The sequence below is a fragment of the Chitinimonas sp. JJ19 genome, assembly GCF_036961565.1.
In the GTDB taxonomy this organism is placed as follows: Bacteria; Pseudomonadota; Gammaproteobacteria; order Burkholderiales; family Chitinimonadaceae; genus Chitinimonas.
Map to the genome: position 1 here is coordinate 205,514 of NZ_JBAMDD010000002.1, position 20,326 is coordinate 225,839.

Annotated in this window: 15 protein-coding genes; 1 reads left to right on the forward strand and 14 read right to left on the reverse strand. The window is 63.5% G+C overall.

Annotated elements, in window-relative coordinates; genetic code table 11:
• Window positions 1–3 precede the first annotated feature (3 nt).
• The 10 genes from fdhD to V7714_RS03485 form a co-directional block, all read right to left on the reverse strand.
• Window positions 4–798: a formate dehydrogenase accessory sulfurtransferase FdhD gene (gene fdhD, locus V7714_RS03440; protein ID WP_335388146.1), complete on the reverse strand. Its 795-nt coding sequence runs from the start codon at window positions 796–798 to the stop codon at window positions 4–6.
• Window positions 786–1,025: a hypothetical protein gene (locus tag V7714_RS03445; RefSeq protein WP_335388148.1), complete on the reverse strand. Its 240-nt coding sequence runs from the start codon at window positions 1,023–1,025 to the stop codon at window positions 786–788. The genes fdhD and V7714_RS03445 overlap by 13 nt, the downstream gene beginning before the upstream one ends.
• A complete protein-coding gene (locus V7714_RS03450; RefSeq protein ID WP_335388150.1) occupies window positions 1,025–3,271 on the reverse strand; it encodes an FdhF/YdeP family oxidoreductase in 2,247 nt (748 codons plus the stop codon). The genes V7714_RS03445 and V7714_RS03450 overlap by 1 nt, the downstream gene beginning before the upstream one ends.
• 47 nt (window positions 3,272–3,318) lie before the next feature.
• Window positions 3,319–4,680: an ATP-binding protein gene (locus V7714_RS03455; RefSeq protein ID WP_335388152.1), complete on the reverse strand. Its 1,362-nt coding sequence runs from the start codon at window positions 4,678–4,680 to the stop codon at window positions 3,319–3,321.
• Window positions 4,677–5,348: a response regulator transcription factor gene (locus V7714_RS03460; protein ID WP_335388154.1), complete on the reverse strand. Its 672-nt coding sequence runs from the start codon at window positions 5,346–5,348 to the stop codon at window positions 4,677–4,679. The genes V7714_RS03455 and V7714_RS03460 overlap by 4 nt, the downstream gene beginning before the upstream one ends.
• A 7-nt stretch (window positions 5,349–5,355) precedes the next feature.
• Window positions 5,356–5,592: a PepSY domain-containing protein gene (locus tag V7714_RS03465; protein ID WP_335388156.1), complete on the reverse strand. Its 237-nt coding sequence runs from the start codon at window positions 5,590–5,592 to the stop codon at window positions 5,356–5,358.
• Between the two features lie 33 nt (window positions 5,593–5,625).
• Window positions 5,626–6,135, reverse strand: a complete 510-nt coding sequence (locus V7714_RS03470) for a glycine zipper 2TM domain-containing protein (RefSeq protein ID WP_335388157.1) — start codon at window positions 6,133–6,135, stop codon at window positions 5,626–5,628.
• Between the two features lie 140 nt (window positions 6,136–6,275).
• On the reverse strand, window positions 6,276–6,929 hold the full coding sequence (locus tag V7714_RS03475; RefSeq protein WP_290332209.1) for a Crp/Fnr family transcriptional regulator: 654 nt from the start codon (window positions 6,927–6,929) through the stop codon (window positions 6,276–6,278).
• 29 nt (window positions 6,930–6,958) lie between these two features.
• The gene (locus tag V7714_RS03480; RefSeq protein ID WP_290332210.1) at window positions 6,959–7,336 is read right to left on the reverse strand and encodes a hypothetical protein; all 378 of its coding nucleotides are present in this window, start codon (window positions 7,334–7,336) and stop codon (window positions 6,959–6,961) included.
• Window positions 7,337–7,431: 95 nt separating this feature from the next.
• The gene (locus V7714_RS03485) at window positions 7,432–13,065 is read right to left on the reverse strand and encodes an alpha-2-macroglobulin family protein (protein WP_335388160.1); all 5,634 of its coding nucleotides are present in this window, start codon (window positions 13,063–13,065) and stop codon (window positions 7,432–7,434) included.
• A 156-nt stretch (window positions 13,066–13,221) separates the two neighbouring features.
• Here V7714_RS03485 and V7714_RS03490 point away from each other — a divergent pair, with 156 nt between their 5' ends.
• The gene (locus V7714_RS03490) at window positions 13,222–13,797 is read left to right on the forward strand and encodes a TetR/AcrR family transcriptional regulator (RefSeq protein ID WP_290332212.1); all 576 of its coding nucleotides are present in this window, start codon (window positions 13,222–13,224) and stop codon (window positions 13,795–13,797) included.
• A gap of 144 nt (window positions 13,798–13,941) precedes the next feature.
• Here the strand turns inward: V7714_RS03490 and V7714_RS03495 are convergent, their stop codons facing one another.
• The 4 genes from V7714_RS03495 to uvrA form a co-directional block, all read right to left on the reverse strand.
• On the reverse strand, window positions 13,942–14,325 hold the full coding sequence (locus tag V7714_RS03495) for a hypothetical protein (RefSeq protein WP_335388162.1): 384 nt from the start codon (window positions 14,323–14,325) through the stop codon (window positions 13,942–13,944).
• A gap of 137 nt (window positions 14,326–14,462) precedes the next feature.
• Complete coding sequence (locus V7714_RS03500; RefSeq protein WP_335388164.1) at window positions 14,463–15,197, reverse strand: substrate-binding periplasmic protein; 735 nt, start codon at window positions 15,195–15,197, stop codon at window positions 14,463–14,465.
• Between the two features lie 55 nt (window positions 15,198–15,252).
• Window positions 15,253–17,058, reverse strand: coding sequence for an aminopeptidase P family protein (locus V7714_RS03505; protein ID WP_335388166.1), 1,806 nt, complete (start codon window positions 17,056–17,058; stop codon window positions 15,253–15,255).
• 152 nt (window positions 17,059–17,210) lie between these two features.
• Window positions 17,211–20,051, reverse strand: a complete 2,841-nt coding sequence (uvrA, locus tag V7714_RS03510; RefSeq protein WP_335388168.1) for an excinuclease ABC subunit UvrA — start codon at window positions 20,049–20,051, stop codon at window positions 17,211–17,213.
• Between the last annotated feature and the right edge of the window lie 275 nt (window positions 20,052–20,326).

Consider the following 20,326-nt stretch of genomic DNA (forward strand, 5'->3'; position numbering starts at 1 on the left):
CGCTCAAGGCAGGCGCTCAGGGTGGGTATAGACCGTCATCCTGTCCTCACGGGCAAACCCCACCAGGGTGATACCCGCCTCCCCGGCCAGTTGCACCGCCATGGCGGTAGGGGCAGAGATCGCCACCACCAGCTCCAGGCCAGCGCTGGCCGCCTTGTGTACCAGCTCATAAGAAGCCCTGGACGTCAGCAGCACCGCCCCGCCAGGGTGGGTCTGCCGGTGCATTGCGCCTATCAGCTTGTCCAGCGCGTTATGGCGGCCTACGTCCTCGCGCACCAGCAGTCCACCACTGGTATCCAGCAGTGCCGCCGCGTGTACGCTCCCCGTCCGCTGGTTCAGTGGCTGCAGGCTGGCCAACTGCCGCAAGCCGGCGTGCAACTGGGCCGCCGTCATGCGCAAGCCCCCTCCTACACGGGCAATCGGACGTATGGCGGTGCTCAGTGCCTCCGCCCCGCACAAGCCGCAGCCGGTTCGGCCGGTCAGTTGGCGTCGCCGCGCTTTCAAGCGCCAGAAGCAGGCCTGGGCCAGGGCAATCTGCAGGCTCAGGCCGTCGGTTTCGGGCACGATCTCCACCGCACGGATATCCGCCGGCTTGTCAGCGATGCCCTCGCTCAGGCTGAAACCCAGGGCAAAATCCGCCAGGTCCAGCGGGCTGGCCATCATCACCGCATGCGACAAGCCGTTGTAGACCAGCGCTACCGGCACCTCCTCAGCCAGTTGCTCGGCCACGCTCTCACGGCCGTCACCTCGCAGTTGCAGCGCCTGGACATCGCCCCAACCTTGGTTCAGGTCTGGCATAGCGCACGCGCCTTGTCTGTCAGCCACAGGCGCAAGCGGCCACGCTCCTCGGTGCTGCGTACCAGGTCCAACCCCTGCAGCTGCGGGCTGTCACCCAGGCCAGCCAACAGGCGCTTGAGTTCGCTCAGGCTCAAGCCCAGGCGCTTGCAGGCCTTGTGGATGGATAGCCCATCCTCTTCCAGCAACAGCTGCAGCAAGGCCAGCGTCATCGCCTCTTCATCTGCCATCAGGCTGCCTCGCTCGGGCTCAGCCGCACCCGGATGGATTTGGCCGTCGGCGTGCGGGCACGGTCGGCATAGCTGCCGAGCGGCAGCAGGGTATTGGTCTCCGGAAAATAGCTGGCCAGGCAGCCGGACGGGATGTCGTATTCCACCAGCAAAAAGCGCTTGGCCACCCGTTCACCGTCATGCCAGACCGAGGTAATGTCCACCCACTGTCCGGCTTGCAGCTGCAGGCGCTGCATATCGTTACGGTTGATAAAGCAGACCCGGCGATGCCCGCTGACACCCCGGTAGCGATCATCCAGGCCGTAGATGGTGGTGTTGTACTGATCGTGCGCCCGTACGGTCATCAGCGTGAACAATGTCTCGCCAGTGGGCTCCGCCGGGCGAACTGGCAAGGCATGCACCATGAACCGCGCCCGCCCACCGTCGGTGCGCCAGCGCTGCTCACGGGCACTATTGCCCAGGTAGAAGCCGCCCGGCGCCTGCACCCGTTGGTTGAAGCCGGCAAAGCCCTCGACCACTTCGGCTATCTTGTCGCGTATCCGACTGTAGTCCTGCACCAGCCACAGCCAGGGGGTCTTGCTCTGCGGCAGGGTGGCAACTGCCATGCGGGCCACAATCATGGGCTCAGCCAACAACTGTGGGCTGGCAGGTGGGTTCATGCCCTGCGAGGCATGCACCATGCTCATGGAGTCCTCCACTGTCACCGCCTGAGGGCCGCTGGCCTGCAGATCAATCTCGGTGCGGCCCAGGCAAGGCAGTATCAGCGCCTCGCGGCCATGCACCAGGTGGGAGCGGTTGAGCTTGGTGGTGATATGCACAGTCAAGTCGCATTGCCGCAGGGCCTGCCAGGTCAAGGCCGTATCCGGGGTGGCAGCGGCGAAATTACCCCCCAGTGCCAGGAACACCTTCACCTTGCCGGCCAGCATGGCCTCTATGCTGCCCACCACGTCGTAACCTGGCGCACGTGGCGGGGCAAAGCCAAAGGCCTGCCCCAGCCTGTCCAAAAAGGCCGCCGTCGGCTTTTCGTTGATCCCCATGGTGCGGTCACCCTGCACATTGGAATGCCCACGCACCGGGCAAGCGCCCGCACCTGGCCGCCCCACATGGCCCCCCAGCAGCAGCAGGTTGCCTATCATCTGTATGGTGGCCACCGAATGCTTGTGCTGGGTAATCCCCATGCCCCAGGTGCAGATGGTGGCGCGGCTGCCGGCATAGATGGCGGCCGCCTCGCGCAGCTGCTGCTCGCTCAGGCCGGATTCTTCCACCAGTGCCGGCCAGCTGGTGTCGGTGATATCGCGCACCAGCTCGGCATGGCCGCTGGTATGGTCGGTAATAAAGGCCTGGTCACCGTAGCCCTGCTCCAGCAAGGCCTTGAGCATGCCTTTCACGGCTGCCAGGTCGCCCCCTATGCGCAGGGGATAGTAGGCGCTGGCAATCTCGGTACTGCCGCCGCTCAACATCTGCCAGGCGTCCTGCGGATGGGTAAATCGCTCCAGCCCCCGTTCGCGCAGGGGGTTGAACACCACAATGCGACAGCCCCGGCGAGCCGCATCACGCAACGTCTCCAGCATGCGGGGATGGTTGGTGCCGGGGTTCTGCCCAAAGATAAAGATGGCCTCGGCCAGCTCAAAGTCATCGAGCGTGACCGTACCCTTGCCTATGCCCAACTGCTCGCCCATGGCCACACCCGACGGCTCGTGGCACATATTGGAACAATCCGGCAGGTTGTTGGTACCGAACTCCCGCACAAACAGCTGGTATAGGAAAGCCGCCTCGTTGGAGGTACGGCCCGAGGTATAGAAAGCCGCCTCATGCGGGCTGGCCAGTGCCTGCAGATGGCGGCCTATCAGGGCAAAGGCCGCATCCCAGCTGACCGGCAGGTAGCAATCGGTGTCTGCATCGTAGCGCAAGGGCTCGGTCAGCCGGCCCAAGGCCTCCAGGGCATGGTCATCCAGCTCGGCCAGGCGGCTGACACTGTGCTGGCCCAGGTAGTCTGCCGTCAGCCGCCGGCTAGTCGCCTCGGCCGCCACGGCCTTGACGCCGTTTTCGCAGAACTCGAAGGTGGAATGGTGCTGCTTGTCCGGCCAGGCACAGCCTGGGCAATCAAAGCCATCGGGCTGGTTGGTGCGCAACAGCGTAGGCAGGCCCAAGCCTGCCACCTGCTGCTCGCGCAAATGCTGCAAGGAACTCTTGAGGGCGCCCCAGCCGCCGGCCGGTTGCTGGTACAGACGTATGCGCTGCTTCATGGCGGTTTTCCACGGATAACTGGCCAGATTATGGTGCCAGCGGCCACCTAGGTCGATTGCAAGACGATCTCGACCAGTCCGCCACCCCACTCGCCACGTCCCAGCGTCAGTTGCCCACCATGGGCAGCAACGATGTCCGCCACCACGGTCAGGCCTATGCCATGACCAGGCACCTGCTCATCCAGCCGCACGCCACGTTGCAGGGCCGCATCCGCATCGCTGAAGCCGGGGCCGTCATCCTCTATGCGTACGGTCAGCTTGTTGCCCTGTTGCTCGGCCGTCACCCGCACGCGGCCCTTGGCCCATTTGGCCGCATTGTCCAGCAGATTGCCGAACACCTCGAAGGCGTCACCCTCATCCAGCCGCCAGCTGAGCTTGGCCGGGCATGCCACGGCATATTGCAGCTGGCGGTCGGCATACACCTTGGCCAGGGAATCCACCACCCGCTGGAATACCGGCAGCAACAGCAGCGGCGGCGCAAACCGGGCCGCACCGCTGGCGGCTGCACGCCCCAGTTGGTGCTGGACGATGCCATCCATACGCGCCACCTGCTGGCTCACCGTCTGCGCCAGCTCTGCCGGCTCGTTCAGCGCGCCGCGCAATACCGCCAAAGGGGTCTTGAGGCTATGGGCTAGATCTCCCAGTGCATCCTTGTAGCGGGTCTGCCGGGCGCGTTCCTGTTCGATCAGGGTGTTCAGGTTGCCGGTCAGGCCAGCGATCTCGGCCGGGTAACGCCCCTCCACCCTGGCCTGCTCACCGGTTTCAACCCGGCGTATCTCTCTGGCCACCCGCCGCAGCGGTGCCAGGCCCCAGCCCAGCAGCAGGGTCTGCGCCAGCAGCAGCAGCACGCCGGCACCACCAAGCCAGGTCCACAGGGTACGGCGGAAGCTCGCCAGTTCGCGGCGGAATGCCACCGTGTCTTCCAGCACCGAGAAGGTCAGCGGCATGGCACGCGGCCCTTCGGACCACTTCACGCCATAGGCTGCCGCCAGATAGGTCTTGTTGCCACGCTCCAGTTCCTCATAACGCCACTCGCCCGCATCCAGCCGGCGCGGAAAAGGCGGCGACAGCCCCAGGGTGGAAGGCGACTGCCACTCTTCGCGGTGATTGGGGTTGGCGATATTGGCGTACAGGCCGGACGAGGGCAGTGCCAGGCGCGGCTCTGGCAGCGAATAAGGCATGATCAGGCCGCCATCAGGGTCCAGCTCGGCACGGGCCAGCAACAGGTAGATAGTCGATTGCAGCCTGTCGTAGCGGGCCAGCCGCACGCTGTCGGCGTGTGCCCGCTCCAGCGCCCAGCCCGCCCCCACCAGAAAAGCCACCAGCACCACGGCAGCCCCCAGTATCAAGCGGGTACGGATTGAGCCCGCCGGACGTACAGCGGGTGGCGCTGCCGGGTTAGTTGTCATGCCAGGACGAAGCGGTAACCACGTCCGCGCAAGGTCTCTATCGGTGCCAGGCTGCCGTCCGGGTCCAGCTTGCGGCGCAGCCGGCCTATCAACACCTCCAGCACATTGCTGTCGCGGTCTTCATCGTGCGGGTAGAGATAATCGGACAGCTCCTGCTTGCTCACCACCCGCGCCCGCTCACGCACCAGCAGTTCCAGCACGCGGTATTCAAAGGTGGTCAGTTCGATGGGCGTGTCACCCAGGCTGGCCTGCTGGGCCGAAAAATCCAGCGACAGCGGGCCTATGGTCAGCACATCCGAGGTCGCCTTGAGGGCACGGCGCAGCAAGGCTTTCACCCGCGCCGCAAGTTCCGGGTACTCGAAGGGCTTGACCAGATAATCGTCGGCACCGGCCTCCAAGCCCTTGACCTTGTCCTGCCAACTGCCACGGGCGGTCAGTATCAGGATGGGCAGCGTGCTGCCATCAGCGCGCAGCTTCTCCACCACAGTCAGGCCGTTCATGCGCGGCAGGCCCAGGTCGACGATGGCCAGGTCTATGGGGTATTCACTGGCCTGGAACAAGCCGTCCTCGCCGTCGGCCGCCTCATCCACCCGGTAGCCATCCGCTTCCAGCTGCTTCTTCAGGCTCTGCCGCAGGGCAGTCTCGTCTTCAATCAACAACAGGCGCATGGTCTGCTCACAAAGTGCGGCCGCTGGCCACGTCGATATAGATGATCTTCACTTCGCCTTGCGCCGTCACCACCTTGACGCGCCAGGCAGCCTTGCCGTCACGCTCGCCCTTCTCTACCGACAAGACCCGCCCCCCGCTCTGGCGCTGCGCAGCGGCAGCGGCATCATCACGGCTGACATCGGCCCAGGCGGGCAGGGAGAAGGCTAGCAGCAGGCTGCACAGCAAGGCATAGGGTTTCATCATGGCGTGTCCTGTCAGGGGGTTCCCGGTATTGTATTACGGCTCAAGCGGTTCGACCGAGACTCGCACAGACATCGTCTTGCCGGGATTGTCGCGGGTAAAGGTGGTGTATTGCTGGCCACGGTACTCGTAGTTGACGCGGTAGCCGGTAATACGGCTCTCCCAGTCCTCCACCGTGCGGCAACGCTTGATCTCGCGCGGGACTTCCTCGTACCGCTCATGGTTGTCACGGTTATCGATACGGTCACCGGCCAGCGCACCGACCACGGCACCCAGGGCGGTCGCGGCCTCGCGGCCATGGCCCTTGCCTACCTGGTTGCCGATCACCGCACCGGCAATACCGCCCACCACCGCGCCACCATACTGACGCTCGCCACCAACGCGACGGGTCTCGGTCACCCATTCGCTGCTGCACTCCTTGCGCGGCGTGCTGTAACGCTCGTATTGCGGCTCCACACTCTTCACACGGGCCGTATCGTTAAAGCTGTCTGCGTGGGCAGCCACGAAGCTGGTTGCAATCAGGCTGATGAGGGCAAGGTGTTTCATGGCGTGCTCCTTACGTTGGGGTATGGAACGCACTATGCGCCGGGTGCAGTGAACCAAAGCTGAATGCTGCACACCTCGCCCTGACGCAAAAAAAGACCAGCCGGAGCTGGTCTTTTCTGCTGTCGTGGCAGCCAGGCTGGTCAGAATGCCTCTGGCAGCTTCTGCAGGATGATGAGCCGGCGGTTCTCGATACGCACATAACCGCCAAACACCAGCTCCTTCATGATACGGGCCACCATCTCGCGGGATGAGCCCACCCGGTCGGCAATGGCCTGCTGGGTCATATGGCCCTCGATCTGCAGCACGCCCTCCAGCTCCACCGCCAGGTCTTCAAACAGCAACCTGACGCGGCTATAGACATCCTTCAGCGCCAGGTTCTTGACTGCCTCGGTCAATTGCCGGGTACGCCGGACCAGACTGACCAGCACCTTGAACTGGATATTGGGATGGTTGTGCAGCAGCGCCAGGAAATCCTCCTTCTGGATCACCAGGAAGGTGCTCTGCTCCTCTGTCTCCACCGATGCCGTGCGCGGCTCGTCATCCAGCAGGGCCAGTTCACCCACATACTCGCCCGGCCCCAGTACGGCCAGCACGTATTCCTTGCCGTTGGAGTCGCTAACGAACACCTTGAGCCGCCCCTGCATCAACAGGAACATCGAGCTGCCGGCGTCCCCCTCGTTGATGATGATGGCGCCCTTGGGGTAGGTCTTGGCAGCGGCGGATGCCTCGATATGGGACAGCTCCTCATCGGAGAGTCCGTAGAACAACGGGATTTGCTTCAGCGTGGCGATCATGCGACACCAAGTGGTTGATACGGTGTTGTTCAAGCGCCGGCAGCAGTCGTTGCCGCCGCCGGCTTCTCGGTGACAGGGGTCGAGCTGGTTTCGCTCGCCGCCTCATCCGCAGGCTCGGTGCCCCCGCCTATCTCCACCGAGGTCACCGGCCCTTTGGGCGGCTGGTCGGGGGGTGGCGTGATGACATCGAGCTTGTTCTTGGTCATATATTCGTTCATCTCTTTCCAGCCGGCAAAAATATCGGCTTTTGAGACACGAACGTTGCGCTGGAAGCAGTCCTCCAGCGCCCGACCGGAATGCCGGCAGGCCGCACCGATTGCCCGGCCATTGAGCTTGGCCTGGTTGGCCAGCTCGGTCAGGCGCTCACAACCGGAGAGTCCCAACACCATCATGGCAAGCAAAAACATGCGTGTTGTCATTGTGTTCCGGCGCTTTATTAATCCTGTTTACGAATTGTAAGCCAGATTCTGGCATTACTCACATAGGGTTAATCGGCAGTAACTCACTCTATCTTGAGGGCAGGGTTGGGAATCTCGCCAAATCTTTCTGGCGCGTACAGCGCTTCGACCCGCGTAGGCGGCAGGGCAAAGTCGCCACGGGTGTTCAGTCGCACCGTGTATTCCACCGTATGGCTACCCTTGGGCAGCCACTCGTAATAGGCCTTGTAGGCGGTTTCGCCCTTCTCCTCGAAGGTCGGCCCGGCACCCGAGCTTTCCTCGTTGCTTGCCAGCAACTTCGAATCAGTGGCAAAACCACGGCCCAGCAGTTGCGCACCGGCCGGTATCGGGTCGTTGATGGCAACCCAGCTCATATCAGCCTGGGCGTGTATGGTCAGGCGCACGCGCCAGACATCACCCCTGGCCTGACCCTTGCCGCGCGCCTCCACTGCAGTCCACTGCTTCTCCACCCGATAGCCCGACGCCAGCGGCGCCTTCAGTGGCAGGGCCGCGCGGGCCTGTATCACGGCCCAGGGCTTGCCGCTGCCCTGGTGATTCAAACCTAGGCTGCCAGACTTATCTGGCCAGGCCAGCTTGAGACTGCCGCCCTTGGTCGACTTGTCCCAATCCAGGCTTTGCTCGCCAACCAGCTTGGCCACCGTGCGGCCCGTGGGCTGCCCAGCCTCCACTTCGGCAGCAAAACGCCGTAGTGCCAGCGTCCCCCAGACATTGGCGACCGTGGTATCCCAGTGGCCCCGCTGTTGCCGTCCTACCAGACCACGGGCGATACGGCCCAGATCGGCCTGCTTATCCTTGCGATCCAGCGCGGCAATCAGGATGCGCGCTGCATCGGCATCCTGGCTGTCCATCATCCACCAGCCTTCCCAGCGTTCCGTCCCCGAGAAATTCAGGGTGGTGCCGGACAAATCCAGGCGGGCATTCAGTATCTGCCTGGCCTCCTTGATACGCTCGGCCCGCTGCGGCAGGTCGGTCACCTTGTCCAGCACCGCCATCCAGTCCAGCAAGGTAGCGGTAGACCAGCGATTGGGCTCCAGCACCAGGCCATCTAGCATGGCCGGGCGGGCCGCGCCGTGGCGTGCCAACGCCGCAATGGCATCGAGCTTGTAAGCCGCACGGTTGGTACTGTTGCTGCCCGAAGGCGTAATCGCCAACCGCCCCTGCACATACGCGGTCAGGGCGGATTTCATGCGTTCCCGGCCAGCATCCGGCAAGGCCCAGCCGCTTTCGGCCGACAGGGTCAGCAAGTGCGCGGTCAACACAGGGCTGCCACGCGACAGTCCAGGGAAGTACATCGCCAGCCCATCGCTATCGAGATAGGCATCCAACTGGCCGACTACCGCCTGCCAGCCGGCCTGGTCATTCAGGCCAAAGGCGCGGGAAGTCTGCTGCTCCAGGCAGGTATAGGGGTAGCGCCGGAAATAGCCTTCCACCCCGTCCAGCGCTGCAGCCAAGCTGGGCGACAAGGTCACCTCCAGGCCGCCACGGCCCGGCAGGGCATCGGCAGGCCGCGCTACCGGCAGGCTGTAATCAGGTGTCAGCTGCGCCAGGGTTGCTTGCAACACCCGCACCGGCACGGCTTCCAGCACCGCCTGCGGCTGGCTGATGGTGTCGTACAGCTTGCCGCTGTCGCCAGCCACCTCCACCGTCCACTTCAATTCATTGGCATCGCCCGGCACCGTAACCGGCCACAGCAGCTCCTGCGCGGCGCCGCCCGCCAGTTCCACCTGCTGTGGTGCCAGCGCCGCCAAGCCCTGCACCTTGGGCCGGACCACCAGCTTGAGTGCCTGGCTGGTGGTATTGCGCACCGTGAAACCTGCTTCAAAGCGATCGCCCTGGCGCACACTACGCGCCAGGCCGGAGAACAGCATCACATCCTTGCTGGCACGTATGCTGGTCGAGCCTGTGCCAAACCGGTCGGCACCCGCATTGGCTACGGCAACAATGCGGAAGCTGGTCAGCGAATCATTCAGCGGCACCTCTACCATGGCTTCACCCTTGGCATCGAGTACCACCCTGGCCTTCCACAGCAGCAGCGTATCGAACAGCTCACGAGTGCCGTTACGGCCACCGCCACCGCCGGCAGCCACGGCCTTGCGCCCATAGTGGCGCTTGCCTATGACCTGCCCCTGGGCTGTCGCCGTGTTCAGGCCATAGGGCCGCTCACCCAGCATGGCTTCCAGCAGTTTCCAGGAATCATTGGCGCGCAGCGCCAGCAGACCCTCATCCACCGCCGCCAGGGCAACCTCTGCGCCCTTGGCCGCTGGCTTGCCATCCGGCGTCTTCACCGCAATACGCACCATCGCCTTGTCGCGGACCTGGTACAGCGCCTTGTCGGCCGTCACCTTCACATCCAGCTTGTAGCCCTTGATACCCACCGGCAGCTTGATGATGCCCAGCTTGTAAGCCGGCTTGGCCAGGTCAACCATGGCCGTGGCGGCGGGGTCCATCAGCCGGCCGCGCACCACCAGCACCGAGACATAGACATTGGGGCCATGGCTGGCTCTCAACGGCACCTTGACCACCGGGTTGGCTGCAGTCAGGTTCTGGGTGCGCCACTCCAGCACCGATTCCCGCTCAACCGCAATCAGCGCCGTCGCCTCGCGGAACGGCATCTGCACCCGCAGCGTGGCCGTTTCGCCCGGCTCATAGGTTTTCTTGTCGGCAATCAGGTCAATGCGGTCGCTGTCACTACCACCCGACCAGCTCGTCCCATCACCGTAGGCATACACCTCGTCATAGGTGTAGGCCGTCTTGCCCGCATCGTCCTGGGCGGCTACCCGCACCACGATCTCGCCTACATGCTTGGCCGGCAACAGGCAGGGCATACGGCCACGCGCATCGGTCCGACCACTGCACAGCTCGCCCAGCGCCTTGTAGCGGGTAGTGCTCTCATAGCTGTAGAAGCCCCCCACCAGACGCTTGCGGTGGCTGAACACCTGCCGCAACCAGGCCTCCGCCTTCACCGGCCGTCCAGCCAATGGCTTACCCACCAGGCTGGCCAGGGCCAGCTGCATGGGCGTGCCGTTGGCCCCCATTTCCTCTACCTTAAGCCCAGGCTGCAAAGCCGCAGGCCACAGCGCAGTGGCATTGGCCGCCGTCTGTACCTCGCCATTGGGGTCACGGTATTCCAGTTCTGCACGCAGCCACATCGGCCGCGTGGGCATGGCCCAGCCACTCAGCGCCAGGCTGGCACCGCCCGCCTTATCCAGGGTGGCGTCCAGCACGCTCAGCACCTGCTCGCCGCCCTCTCCTTCGCCAGCCAGGCCCAGCACTTCAGGCGATACATCGCCGCGCGAGAAATAAAAACCCTCGAAATCATCGAGGCTGCGTCCGCCCATGGGCGCAACCGATGCCCGCAACTTCACCTTTTCGCCCGCAGCAGGGCCGCCGGCCAGGTATTGCACCTGGGCCACGGCATTGACCTTGTCGCTGGCCACCGCATGGGCCGGCAACTTCAGGGCGCCCCGCATCAACGGCACCCGGAACTCCGCCACATTGAAATCCCCGGCCGAGCCCAGGCTATCCACCTGCTCGCCCCGCTTACGCTCCATCACCACATCGTAGCTGCCCAGCTTGGCCGCTTCCGGCACCGTCCAGCTCAGGGTAGCGGCACCGTTCTTCCAGCTCACCGGTAGCACCACGCTGTCGTCCGAACCACGGTGTGTCAGCTTGATCTGGTTGGGCAGCTTGGCATCGGCCAACCAACCAAAGCCACCCGCCGTCTTCTCGCGGGCAAACACCTTGATGGCAACCGTTTCGCCGGCGCGATAGAGGCCGCGATCAAACACCGCATGAAAGGTACGGCGATAGTCACGGTCGTATTCCGTGTTCAGGCCAAAGCGCCACGACTCAATGCCTTGGTCCCAGTCCGATGAGACAAAGCTGACATCATCACCCAGGCGGGCAAAGGCATAGACAGGGCAGTCATAGCGTGAACCCGGCAGCGGCTGGGCATGGCGCCATACGCCCTGCTTGTCGGTCTTGCCGCTGGCCAGCAGCTTGCCCTTGCAATCGAGCAGGCTGACACTGGCCGCATTGACCAGCCAGCCCTTGTCCAGCGTGGTCACCCACACCAGGGCATCATCGAAACCACGGCGGAAGTGCACGCCCAGATTGGTCACCAGGCCGCCTGCCGCTATCTGCATGGGCGCCACCGGCTGCAACAGGCGCTGCCCCAGGCGGGTACTCTCCACTTCCACGATAGTCAGGCCCGATTGCGGCAGCGGTATGCCTATCACTTCGGCGGCCTTGTCATCATTGGGTGCCGGCAGGCGATAGCGCTTCACATCGGCCACCCCCTTGAGCAGCGAGGCTGCCCGGTAGTCCTGGTTGTCGCTGCCATTGGCACCACGGCGCAGGCGCAGGTACCAATTGAGTATGTCTGCCTCGCGGGTCAGCGTCAGTTGCCGGTACACCAAGCCCAGGCTGGCCTGGTTGGGCGCAGCATTCCCGGTGGCGGCCTTGGCCAGGTCCACGATCTTGTCCAGCACACCCGCCGCAGCCGGCTCGTTGGCGCGCGCTGCCTCGCCGACATTGCGCACCGTCACCGGCAGCGCCCCTACCGAGCGCTCAACAATGCCGAAGCTGGCCGCGAACTTGGCCAGTGGCGGGAAGCTGTCGAGTTTGACGGCCAGCGGAAACTCCTTGGCATTGGACAAAGGCCGATTGAACTCATCGCGCAGATTGGCCGGCAGGCTCAGGCGCAGAGTGGCGCTTTCGGGGAACAAGGGCTTGAAACGCACCCCCTGCACCGGCTCCATACGCTTGCCGTCTTCGTCCTCCAGCGTGCCGGGTTCGTTGATGATGGGCTCGGCGGCCCAGCGCTGCTTGCCGTCGCTGCTGCTCAATACAATGGCACGGGCCGTAGTCGCGCTGACCGAAGCGCTGAAATACAGCTCGATCGGACTGAGCGGCACACAGCCTGCTGTCGCACGGGTGCGCTCGCAGGTCAGCGTCGCGGTAAAGTGCGGGCGCACCTGATAGTCAAAGCTCATGGGCTCGCGCAGGCTCAAGCCGTTTGCGGTGGCAAGACCGGCATCAAACACCAGCTTGATGGCTGTATCCGCCGGCAAGGGGCGCTGGCAGCGCAGCGCCACGCCATTGTCGGGCCAGCCCGCTGGCGCGCCGAATACCGCCTTGAACAACTTGTCCCGCTCTGCCGCAGCCAGCACCACCACAGGCAGGCGCTCGCGCAGGCCGGCAACTTCACAGCGGGTCTTGGCCAGCAGGCTTTGCGGCGTAGGGGCGACATCAAAGGGAATGATAAAGACCTGGTTGTCGGCCACCCAATCACCGCTGCTGGGCCAGGTACGGCCATAGCGGCCACCCGGTTCAGGCCCGCCGGTGCTGAAGTCATAGCGCACGGCTGCCAAGGCCTCGCCCTTCAGGGTCTTGGTCCCCGGCTTGAGCGAGAACTGGCATTGCTTGCCGTCAGGCAGGTCACGCACAAAGTCATAGACCCAGGTCTTGTCGTCTATCCAGCGGCCTGTGCCTTGCTCATCACCACACGCAATACTGAATGGGTCGGGCAGGCGTGGATCGCCAAACCGCACCATGGCATCGCTGAATATGGCCTTGGCCTGGCGGATGTTACGTACCGCACCTTGTGGTGAAAATGATTCGACTTCGGCAGCGGTGGCCAGGCCGCACAACAGGGCGGCAAACAAGGCTGGACGCATGGGTAGACCTCCGGGGTAGCTCTGATTTTGCTACATGGTAGCAGGCCGCCCCGCATATGCCGTAGGAATGCCCGATGACAAGCGTGCGCTTGACCGGACGATTACGTATAAAATACCGCATCGTCTGGACACATCAGCACCTACTAGAAAAGCATCATGACCACACAAGAAGAGAAGACACGACGGGCCGAATTGATCGCAGCCGCCAGCCGGCTGTTCAAGGAGCAAGGTTATGAGCGCACCACCGTGCGTGACCTGGCCCAGGCGGTAGGCATGCAATCGGGCAGCCTGTTCTATCACTTCCGCACCAAGGAAGAGATGCTGGTCGCCGTGATGGCTGCCGGCATAGGCGATCTGACCGATCGCCTGGAAGAAGCACTGGGCCAGGCCAAGACGCCGATGGATAAACTGCGCACCGTCTGCCGTGTCCACCTCGACACGCTGCTAGGCGATGACAAGGGCGCGCTGTCGGTACTGCTGTACGAATGGCCCAGCCTGTCGGACAAGGCCCGCGCCGAGCTGATCAAGCTGCGCGACAGCTACGAGCGCGACTGGCAACAGGTGCTGGACGAAGCCGCCGCTGCCGGCCTGGTGCACGAAGACACCCGCCTGCTGCGCAAGGTGCTGCTGGGCGGCCTGCACTGGACCATCATGTGGTATCGCCCGGAAGGCGGCGGCACGCCATCCGACCTGGCCGACCGCATACTCGAGCTGATCATCCGCAAGAAGTAAGCTGCCGCGCCGAAGTAAAAACCACGCCCTCCCATGCCGGAGGGCGTTGTCGTTTGTGGCTGCGCCTATCCATGGTCGCCCACGCCACCAGCAGCGTCCCTGCTGGCGAAGCACCCAATATCCAGTGCGGCCCAGGCGCCCGCGCTATCGCTCCAGCGTACGCACCCGCGTCACGTAATACATGGTCTCGCCAAAACAGGTGGTCGGCACCCCGACATGCTGCTCATAGTAGAGCGTCACCTTCTGGTCCATGCTGTCATTGATGGCCTGCACCAGCTTTTCATCATGCACGGTAAAGGTGAATTTCTCGGTCAAGGTACCTGGGATATTGATCATGGCCAGCTCGCCCTCCCAGGTCTTGCAGATCCAGCCCTGCTTGGACAGCTTCCGCACATAGCCTGCCCGCTCGCCCTCAGCATAGCTCCAGCTGGTCACCACCCAGAGATAGCCGGCCAGTAATAGCCCAGCCAGCAGCAGCAGGCCTAACAGCCAGCGCCCCCAACGTAGATTGGCAAACGGGTTTTGCATGGTTACAGCTCTCGATAGCGGTCATGAACGGCCGCAATCTTAGAACCGGGACGTGGAATAGGCGAGTGATTCCGAACAGGACCCACGATTGGCCCAACGGCGGGAACAAAACCGCAAGCAGCAACTTGGCCCAGATATTACTCCGTCGGCAGATAGTTACTCAGATGCCGCTCCAGCCGCCCCTCGGACAAAGCCTTGGCGATAGCCTTATCCATCCGTGCCACCAGTGCCGGGTCGGTGTCCGGCGGATAGACAGGGTAGAGCGCGATCGGCGGTACCGGTATTTTCACCAGGCGATACTGCACCGAGGCAATGGGCCGGAAAAAAAGCGGTGTCAGGGGATTAGAAAAATACGCCGCATCGATGCGGCCCAGCCGCAGCTTGCCCAGGTTGGCCAGCTCCCACTCGGGCACCCCGGTCCTGTCCATATTGATGCTGGGCTTATCGAGAAAATCCGGGCTTTTGCCGCCCACGGTCCAGCCTATGGTAAAGCCGTCCAGATCCTCCGGCCGGTTCAGCTGCTTGAGCGGCGATGATGGCAGCACCGCCAGGCAAGGCTCGAAACGGGTGACCAAGGTACTACCGAATCGTAGCTGCTGCAGGCGCTCCGGGGTACGGGTCAGGATGGGGGAGAACTGCAGCTTGCCCAACCGCAGATCCTCCACCAGCCGGCTGACTGTGACCGCGCCATGCCAGCGCAAGGTCACACCGGCACGGGGTGCCACGTCCTGGTTGTAGAAATCCACCAGCGCCCCACTCACCTTGTCGTTACCAGTGGCAATGATCCAGGGTGCGACGGAAAACGCCCCCACCTCCAGGGTCTCGGCCTGCGCGGCACAAAGCAAGCACAGGGCCAGCAGGCATTGGTACATGGATGGGGAGTCTCCATTGGGCATGCACCCAGTCTAGATCACCCCCCAAGCTGTGTCAGATTGCCTCGGTACGCTGCAGCAACCAGTCGCGCGCTGCACCATCCACCAGTGGCAGCAAACGGTTGCGCACGGTGGCGTGGTAGTCATTTAGCCAGGCCAGTTCATCGGCACGCAGCAGCGCCTTGTCCACACAACGGGTGTCGATAGGGCACAGGGTCAGCGTCTCGAAGGCCAGGAACTCGCCAAACTTGCCACCGCCGGCCGATACATTCAGCAGCAGGTTCTCGATACGCACACCCCACTGGCCCGGCCGGTAGATACCCGGTTCATTGGAGGTGATCATGCCCAACTCCATGGCGGTATGCGGCTCGGGCGGGCTATGGGGCGAGATGGACTGCGGCCCCTCGTGCACATTGAGGAAGTAACCCACACCATGGCCGGTGCCATGGCCGAAATCGATATTGGCCGCCCAGATGGGCGCCCTTGCCAGCGCATCCAGCAACGGGCTGCGGGTACCTTGCGGGAAACGCGCCATCGACAGCGCAATCATGCCCTTAAGCACCAGGGTGAAATCCCGCTGCTGCGCCGGGCTGACCTGGCCCACCGCCACCACCCGAGTGATATCAGTGGTGCCGCCCAGGTACTGGCCGCCGGAGTCGATCAGCAGCAGGCCGTCACCCTCTATCGCGGCGTGGCTTTCGCGGGTAGCGCGGTAATGCGGCATGGCGCCGTTGCCGTTGAAGCCGGCAATGGTGGCAAAACTCGGGCAGACAAAACCGGCACGACGCTGGCGCGCAGCGGTGATCTGCTCGTCTATGGTCAGCTCGGTCACCCGCTCACGCCCCAGCGCCCCCTCCAGCCAGCTGAAGAACTCGCACAGCGCAGCACCGTCCTGCTCCATGGCCTGGCGCACAAACCCGGCCTCGGCTTCGCTCTTGCGCGACTTGGCAAAGGTGGAGGGGTTGATGGCCTCGATCACCCTGACACCTGCCGGCACGGCCTGGCGCAGGCCCAGCGTGATGCGGCGCGGGTCGATCAATAGACTGGCGGTTGCTGGCAGCGCCGCCAGGGCAGCGGCGGCCTCGGCATAAGCTGCCACCTGCACGCCATCCACGGCCAGCTTGGCGGCCAGGGCCGCATCGACCTTGCCGGCCGCCACAAACAGGGTGGCGCCATGCTGGCCTATCAAGGCATGGCCGACGAACACCGGGTTGTAGTTCACATCGGCCCCACGCAGGTTCAGCAGCCAGGCCAGGTCATCAAGGGTAGAGACAAAGTGCCAGTCGGCGCCCAAGCGCTGCATCTCACCACGCAGCAGGGCGAGCTTGTCGACCCGGCTCACCGTGGCATAAGGGGCTTCATGCTGGTAAATCGCGGCATCGGGCAGGCTGGGCCGATCGGTCCAGACCGCTTCCAGCAGGTCCAACTCAGTGCGCAGCACGATACCCTGGGCATCCAGCGCAGCTTGCAGCGCACGGGCTGCCGCCAGGCCCAGCACGGCGCCATCGACGCCCACGCTGGCGCCCGCCGCCACATTGCCCGCCAGCCAATCGAGATGTGCCTGGCTACTGGCCACCGCAATCTTCATCAGCGCAATCCCCGACCCCGCCAGCTCGGCCTCGGCTTGGGTCCAGTAGCGACTATCCACCCACAGCCCGGAAAAATCGGCGGTCACCACCAGCGTGCCCACCGAGCCACGGAAACCCGTCAGCCAACGCCTGCCCTGCCAACGCCCCGGCAGGTACTCGGACAGATGAGGGTCGGCCGAGGGCACGATATAGGCCGCAAGGCCTTGCGCCAGCATGGCGCTACGCAGGGCAGCAATACGGGCAACGACGGGATTCTGGCTGGAGGCGTTCATGGCGATTCCTGTACGGGATAGGAAAACGACCGGCCTGTTGAGCCGGTCGCGACAGCAATTCGATAGGCGCTGAATTGGGTGCTGCATTCGGCGCCACTTTAGGCAGCGCAGCCCCCGCTGTATAGATACAGCCGGGGGGCGCCGGCATGGGATCAGCCCAGCAGCTTTTTCAGATAGTGGCCGGTATGGCTGGCCGGGTTGGCCGCCACATCCTCGGGCGTACCGGTTGCAATGATCTGGCCGCCACCTGCCCCGCCCTCGGGGCCCAGGTCTACCAGCCAGTCGGCCACCTTGATCACATCCAGGTTGTGCTCGATCACCACCACCGTGTTGCCATGCTCGGTCAGGCGCTGCAACACCGTCAGCAACAGGTCGATATCATGGAAATGCAGGCCGGTAGTCGGTTCATCCAGGATATAGAGCGTGCGGCCGGTATCGCGCTTGGACAGCTCCAAGGCCAGCTTGACCCGCTGTGCCTCGCCCCCAGACAGCGTAGTGGCGCTCTGCCCCAGCCGGATATAGCTCAAGCCCACGTCCATCAGGGTCTGCAGCTTGCGGGCTATGCTGGGCACGGCATCGAAGAATTCGCGCGCCTGTTCCACCGTCATCTCCAGCACCTCGGTGATGTTCTTGCCCTTGTACTGCACTTCCAGCGTCTCGCGGTTGTAGCGCTTGCCGTGGCAGACATCGCAGGGCACATACACATCCGGCAGGAAGTGCATTTCCACCTTGATCACGCCGTCACCCTGGCAGGCCTCGCACCGGCCACCCTTGACGTTGAAGGAGAAACGCCCCGGTCCGTAACCGCGCTCGCGCGACATCGGCACGCCAGCGTACAGATCGCGTATGGGGGTAAACAGGCCGGTATAGGTCGCCGGGTTGGAACGCGGCGTGCGGCCTATGGGCGACTGGTCCACATTGATGACCTTGTCGAACTGATTCAGCCCCACTATCTCGTCGTGCGCCGCCGGCTCTTCGTTGCTGCCATAGATGGCGCGGGCCGCAGCGGCATACAGGGTGTCGTTGATCAGTGTGGATTTACCCGAGCCAGACACCCCGGTGATGCAGACCATCATGCCCAACGGCAAGGCCAGGTTCACGCCCTTGAGGTTGTTGCCACGGGCGCCTTTCAAGGTCAGCCAACGGTCTGGCTGCGGCTGACGCCGCTGTGTGGGCACCGCGATCTTGCGCACGCCAGAGAGAAACTGGCCGGTGATGGAATCCGGGTTGGCCATGATTTCCTCCGGCCTGCCCACCCCCAACACCTGGCCGCCGTGCTCACCAGCCCCCGGCCCCATATCCACCAGGCAGTCGGCAGCCCGTATGGCATCCTCATCATGCTCCACCACGATCACGCTATTACCCAGGTCGCGCAGGCGCATCAGCGTGCCCAGCAGGCGGTCGTTATCGCGTTGGTGCAGGCCGATGGAAGGCTCATCCAGCACATACATGACGCCAGTCAGGCCCGAACCTATCTGCGATGCCAGCCGTATGCGCTGGGCCTCGCCGCCCGACAGCGTATCGGCCGAGCGATCCAGGCTGAGGTAATCCAGCCCCACATTGACCAGGAAGCCCAGCCGGTCACCGATTTCCTTGACGATCTTCTCGGCAATCTGCGCCTTGTTGCCCTGCAGGGTCAGCTCTGCAAAGAACCTGCTGGAATCACGCAAGGCCAGTTGGCTGATCTCGAATACATTCTTGTCGGCAATGCGCACATGCCGTGCCTCCAACCGCAGGCGGGCGCCATGGCAGCTGGGGCAAGGCTGGTTGTTCAGGTACTTCGACAATTCCTCGCGCACCGCGACCGAATCGGTCTCGCGGTAGCGCCGTTCCAGATTGGGGATGATGCCCTCGAAGGGGTGCGCCCGCTCGAACTTGGTACCCCGCTCGTTCAGGTAGATAAAGCGTATCTCTTCCTTGCCCGAACCATGCAGCACCACCTTCTGCACTTCTGCCGTCAGGGCATCCCACTCCGCATCGACATCAAAACCATAGTGCTCGGCCAGCGCCTGCAGCATCTGGAAATAGAACTGATTGCGCTTGTCCCAGCCCTTGATGGCGCCAGCCGCCAGGCTAAGGTGAGGCAAGGCCACCACCCGCTTTTGGTCGAAGAACTGGATGGACCCAAGGCCGTCGCACTTGGGGCAGGCGCCCATGGGGTTGTTGAACGAGAACAGGCGCGGCTCCAGCTCAGGCAGGCTGTAGCTGCAGACCGGGCAGGCAAATTTGGCCGAAAACCAGTGTTCCTTGTTGCTGTCCATCTCCACCGCAATGGCACGGCCGTCAGCATGGCGCAGCGCCGTCTCAAAGCTCTCGGCCAGCCGCTGCTTCAGGTCTGCCCGCACCTTCAGCCTGTCCACCACCACCTCGATGGTGTGCTTCTTGTTCTTGTCCAGCTTGGGTATGGCATCAATCTCATGCACTTCGCCATCCACCCGCACCCGTACAAAGCCCTGGGCGCGCAGCTCGTCGAACAGGTCCAGGTTCTCACCCTTCTTGCCCATGATCACTGGCGCCATGATCATCAGCTTGGTGTCCTCGGGTAGCGCTAGCACATGGTCCACCATCTGGCTCACAGTCTGCGATTCCAGCGCCTGGTTGTGATCGGGGCAATAAGGCGTACCCACCCGCGCATACAACAGACGCAGGTAGTCATGTATCTCGGTCACCGTGCCCACTGTGGAACGGGGATTGTGGCTGGTCGCCTTCTGCTCGATGGAGATCGCTGGCGACAGCCCCTCGATCAGGTCCACATCCGGCTTTTCCATCAATTGCAGAAACTGCCGGGCATAGGCCGACAGGCTTTCCACATAGCGCCGCTGCCCTTCCGCATAGAGCGTATCAAAGGCCAGCGACGACTTGCCCGAGCCAGACAAGCCGGTAATCACCACCAGTTGGTGACGCGGCAGATCCAGATTCACATTCTTCAGGTTATGGGTGCGGGCACCCCGTATGCGTATCAGATTGTTCGGGTCGACAGGATGGTAGCTCATGGCCGGGCTCTAACTGGGCGGGTAAGGCAATCCGCGAGTTTACCGGAGTTACACGGCAAAAGTTCTGCCGCCGCACGGCACTACTGCAAGCTCCTGCCAAACCCGCCCCAGGCCGCACCGGTAGTACCGCAGCCATCAAGGCTTGCCGCCCATCGAGCCCGCCGCCGCCGCCCCATCCTCCTGCCATGAGCGTTAGCGCCTGCTGGCAGTTAAATCGTTAAATCAGCACACCAGGCGGGGATATCGCGACAGATTTGCTAGAATCCCGCCTTTCG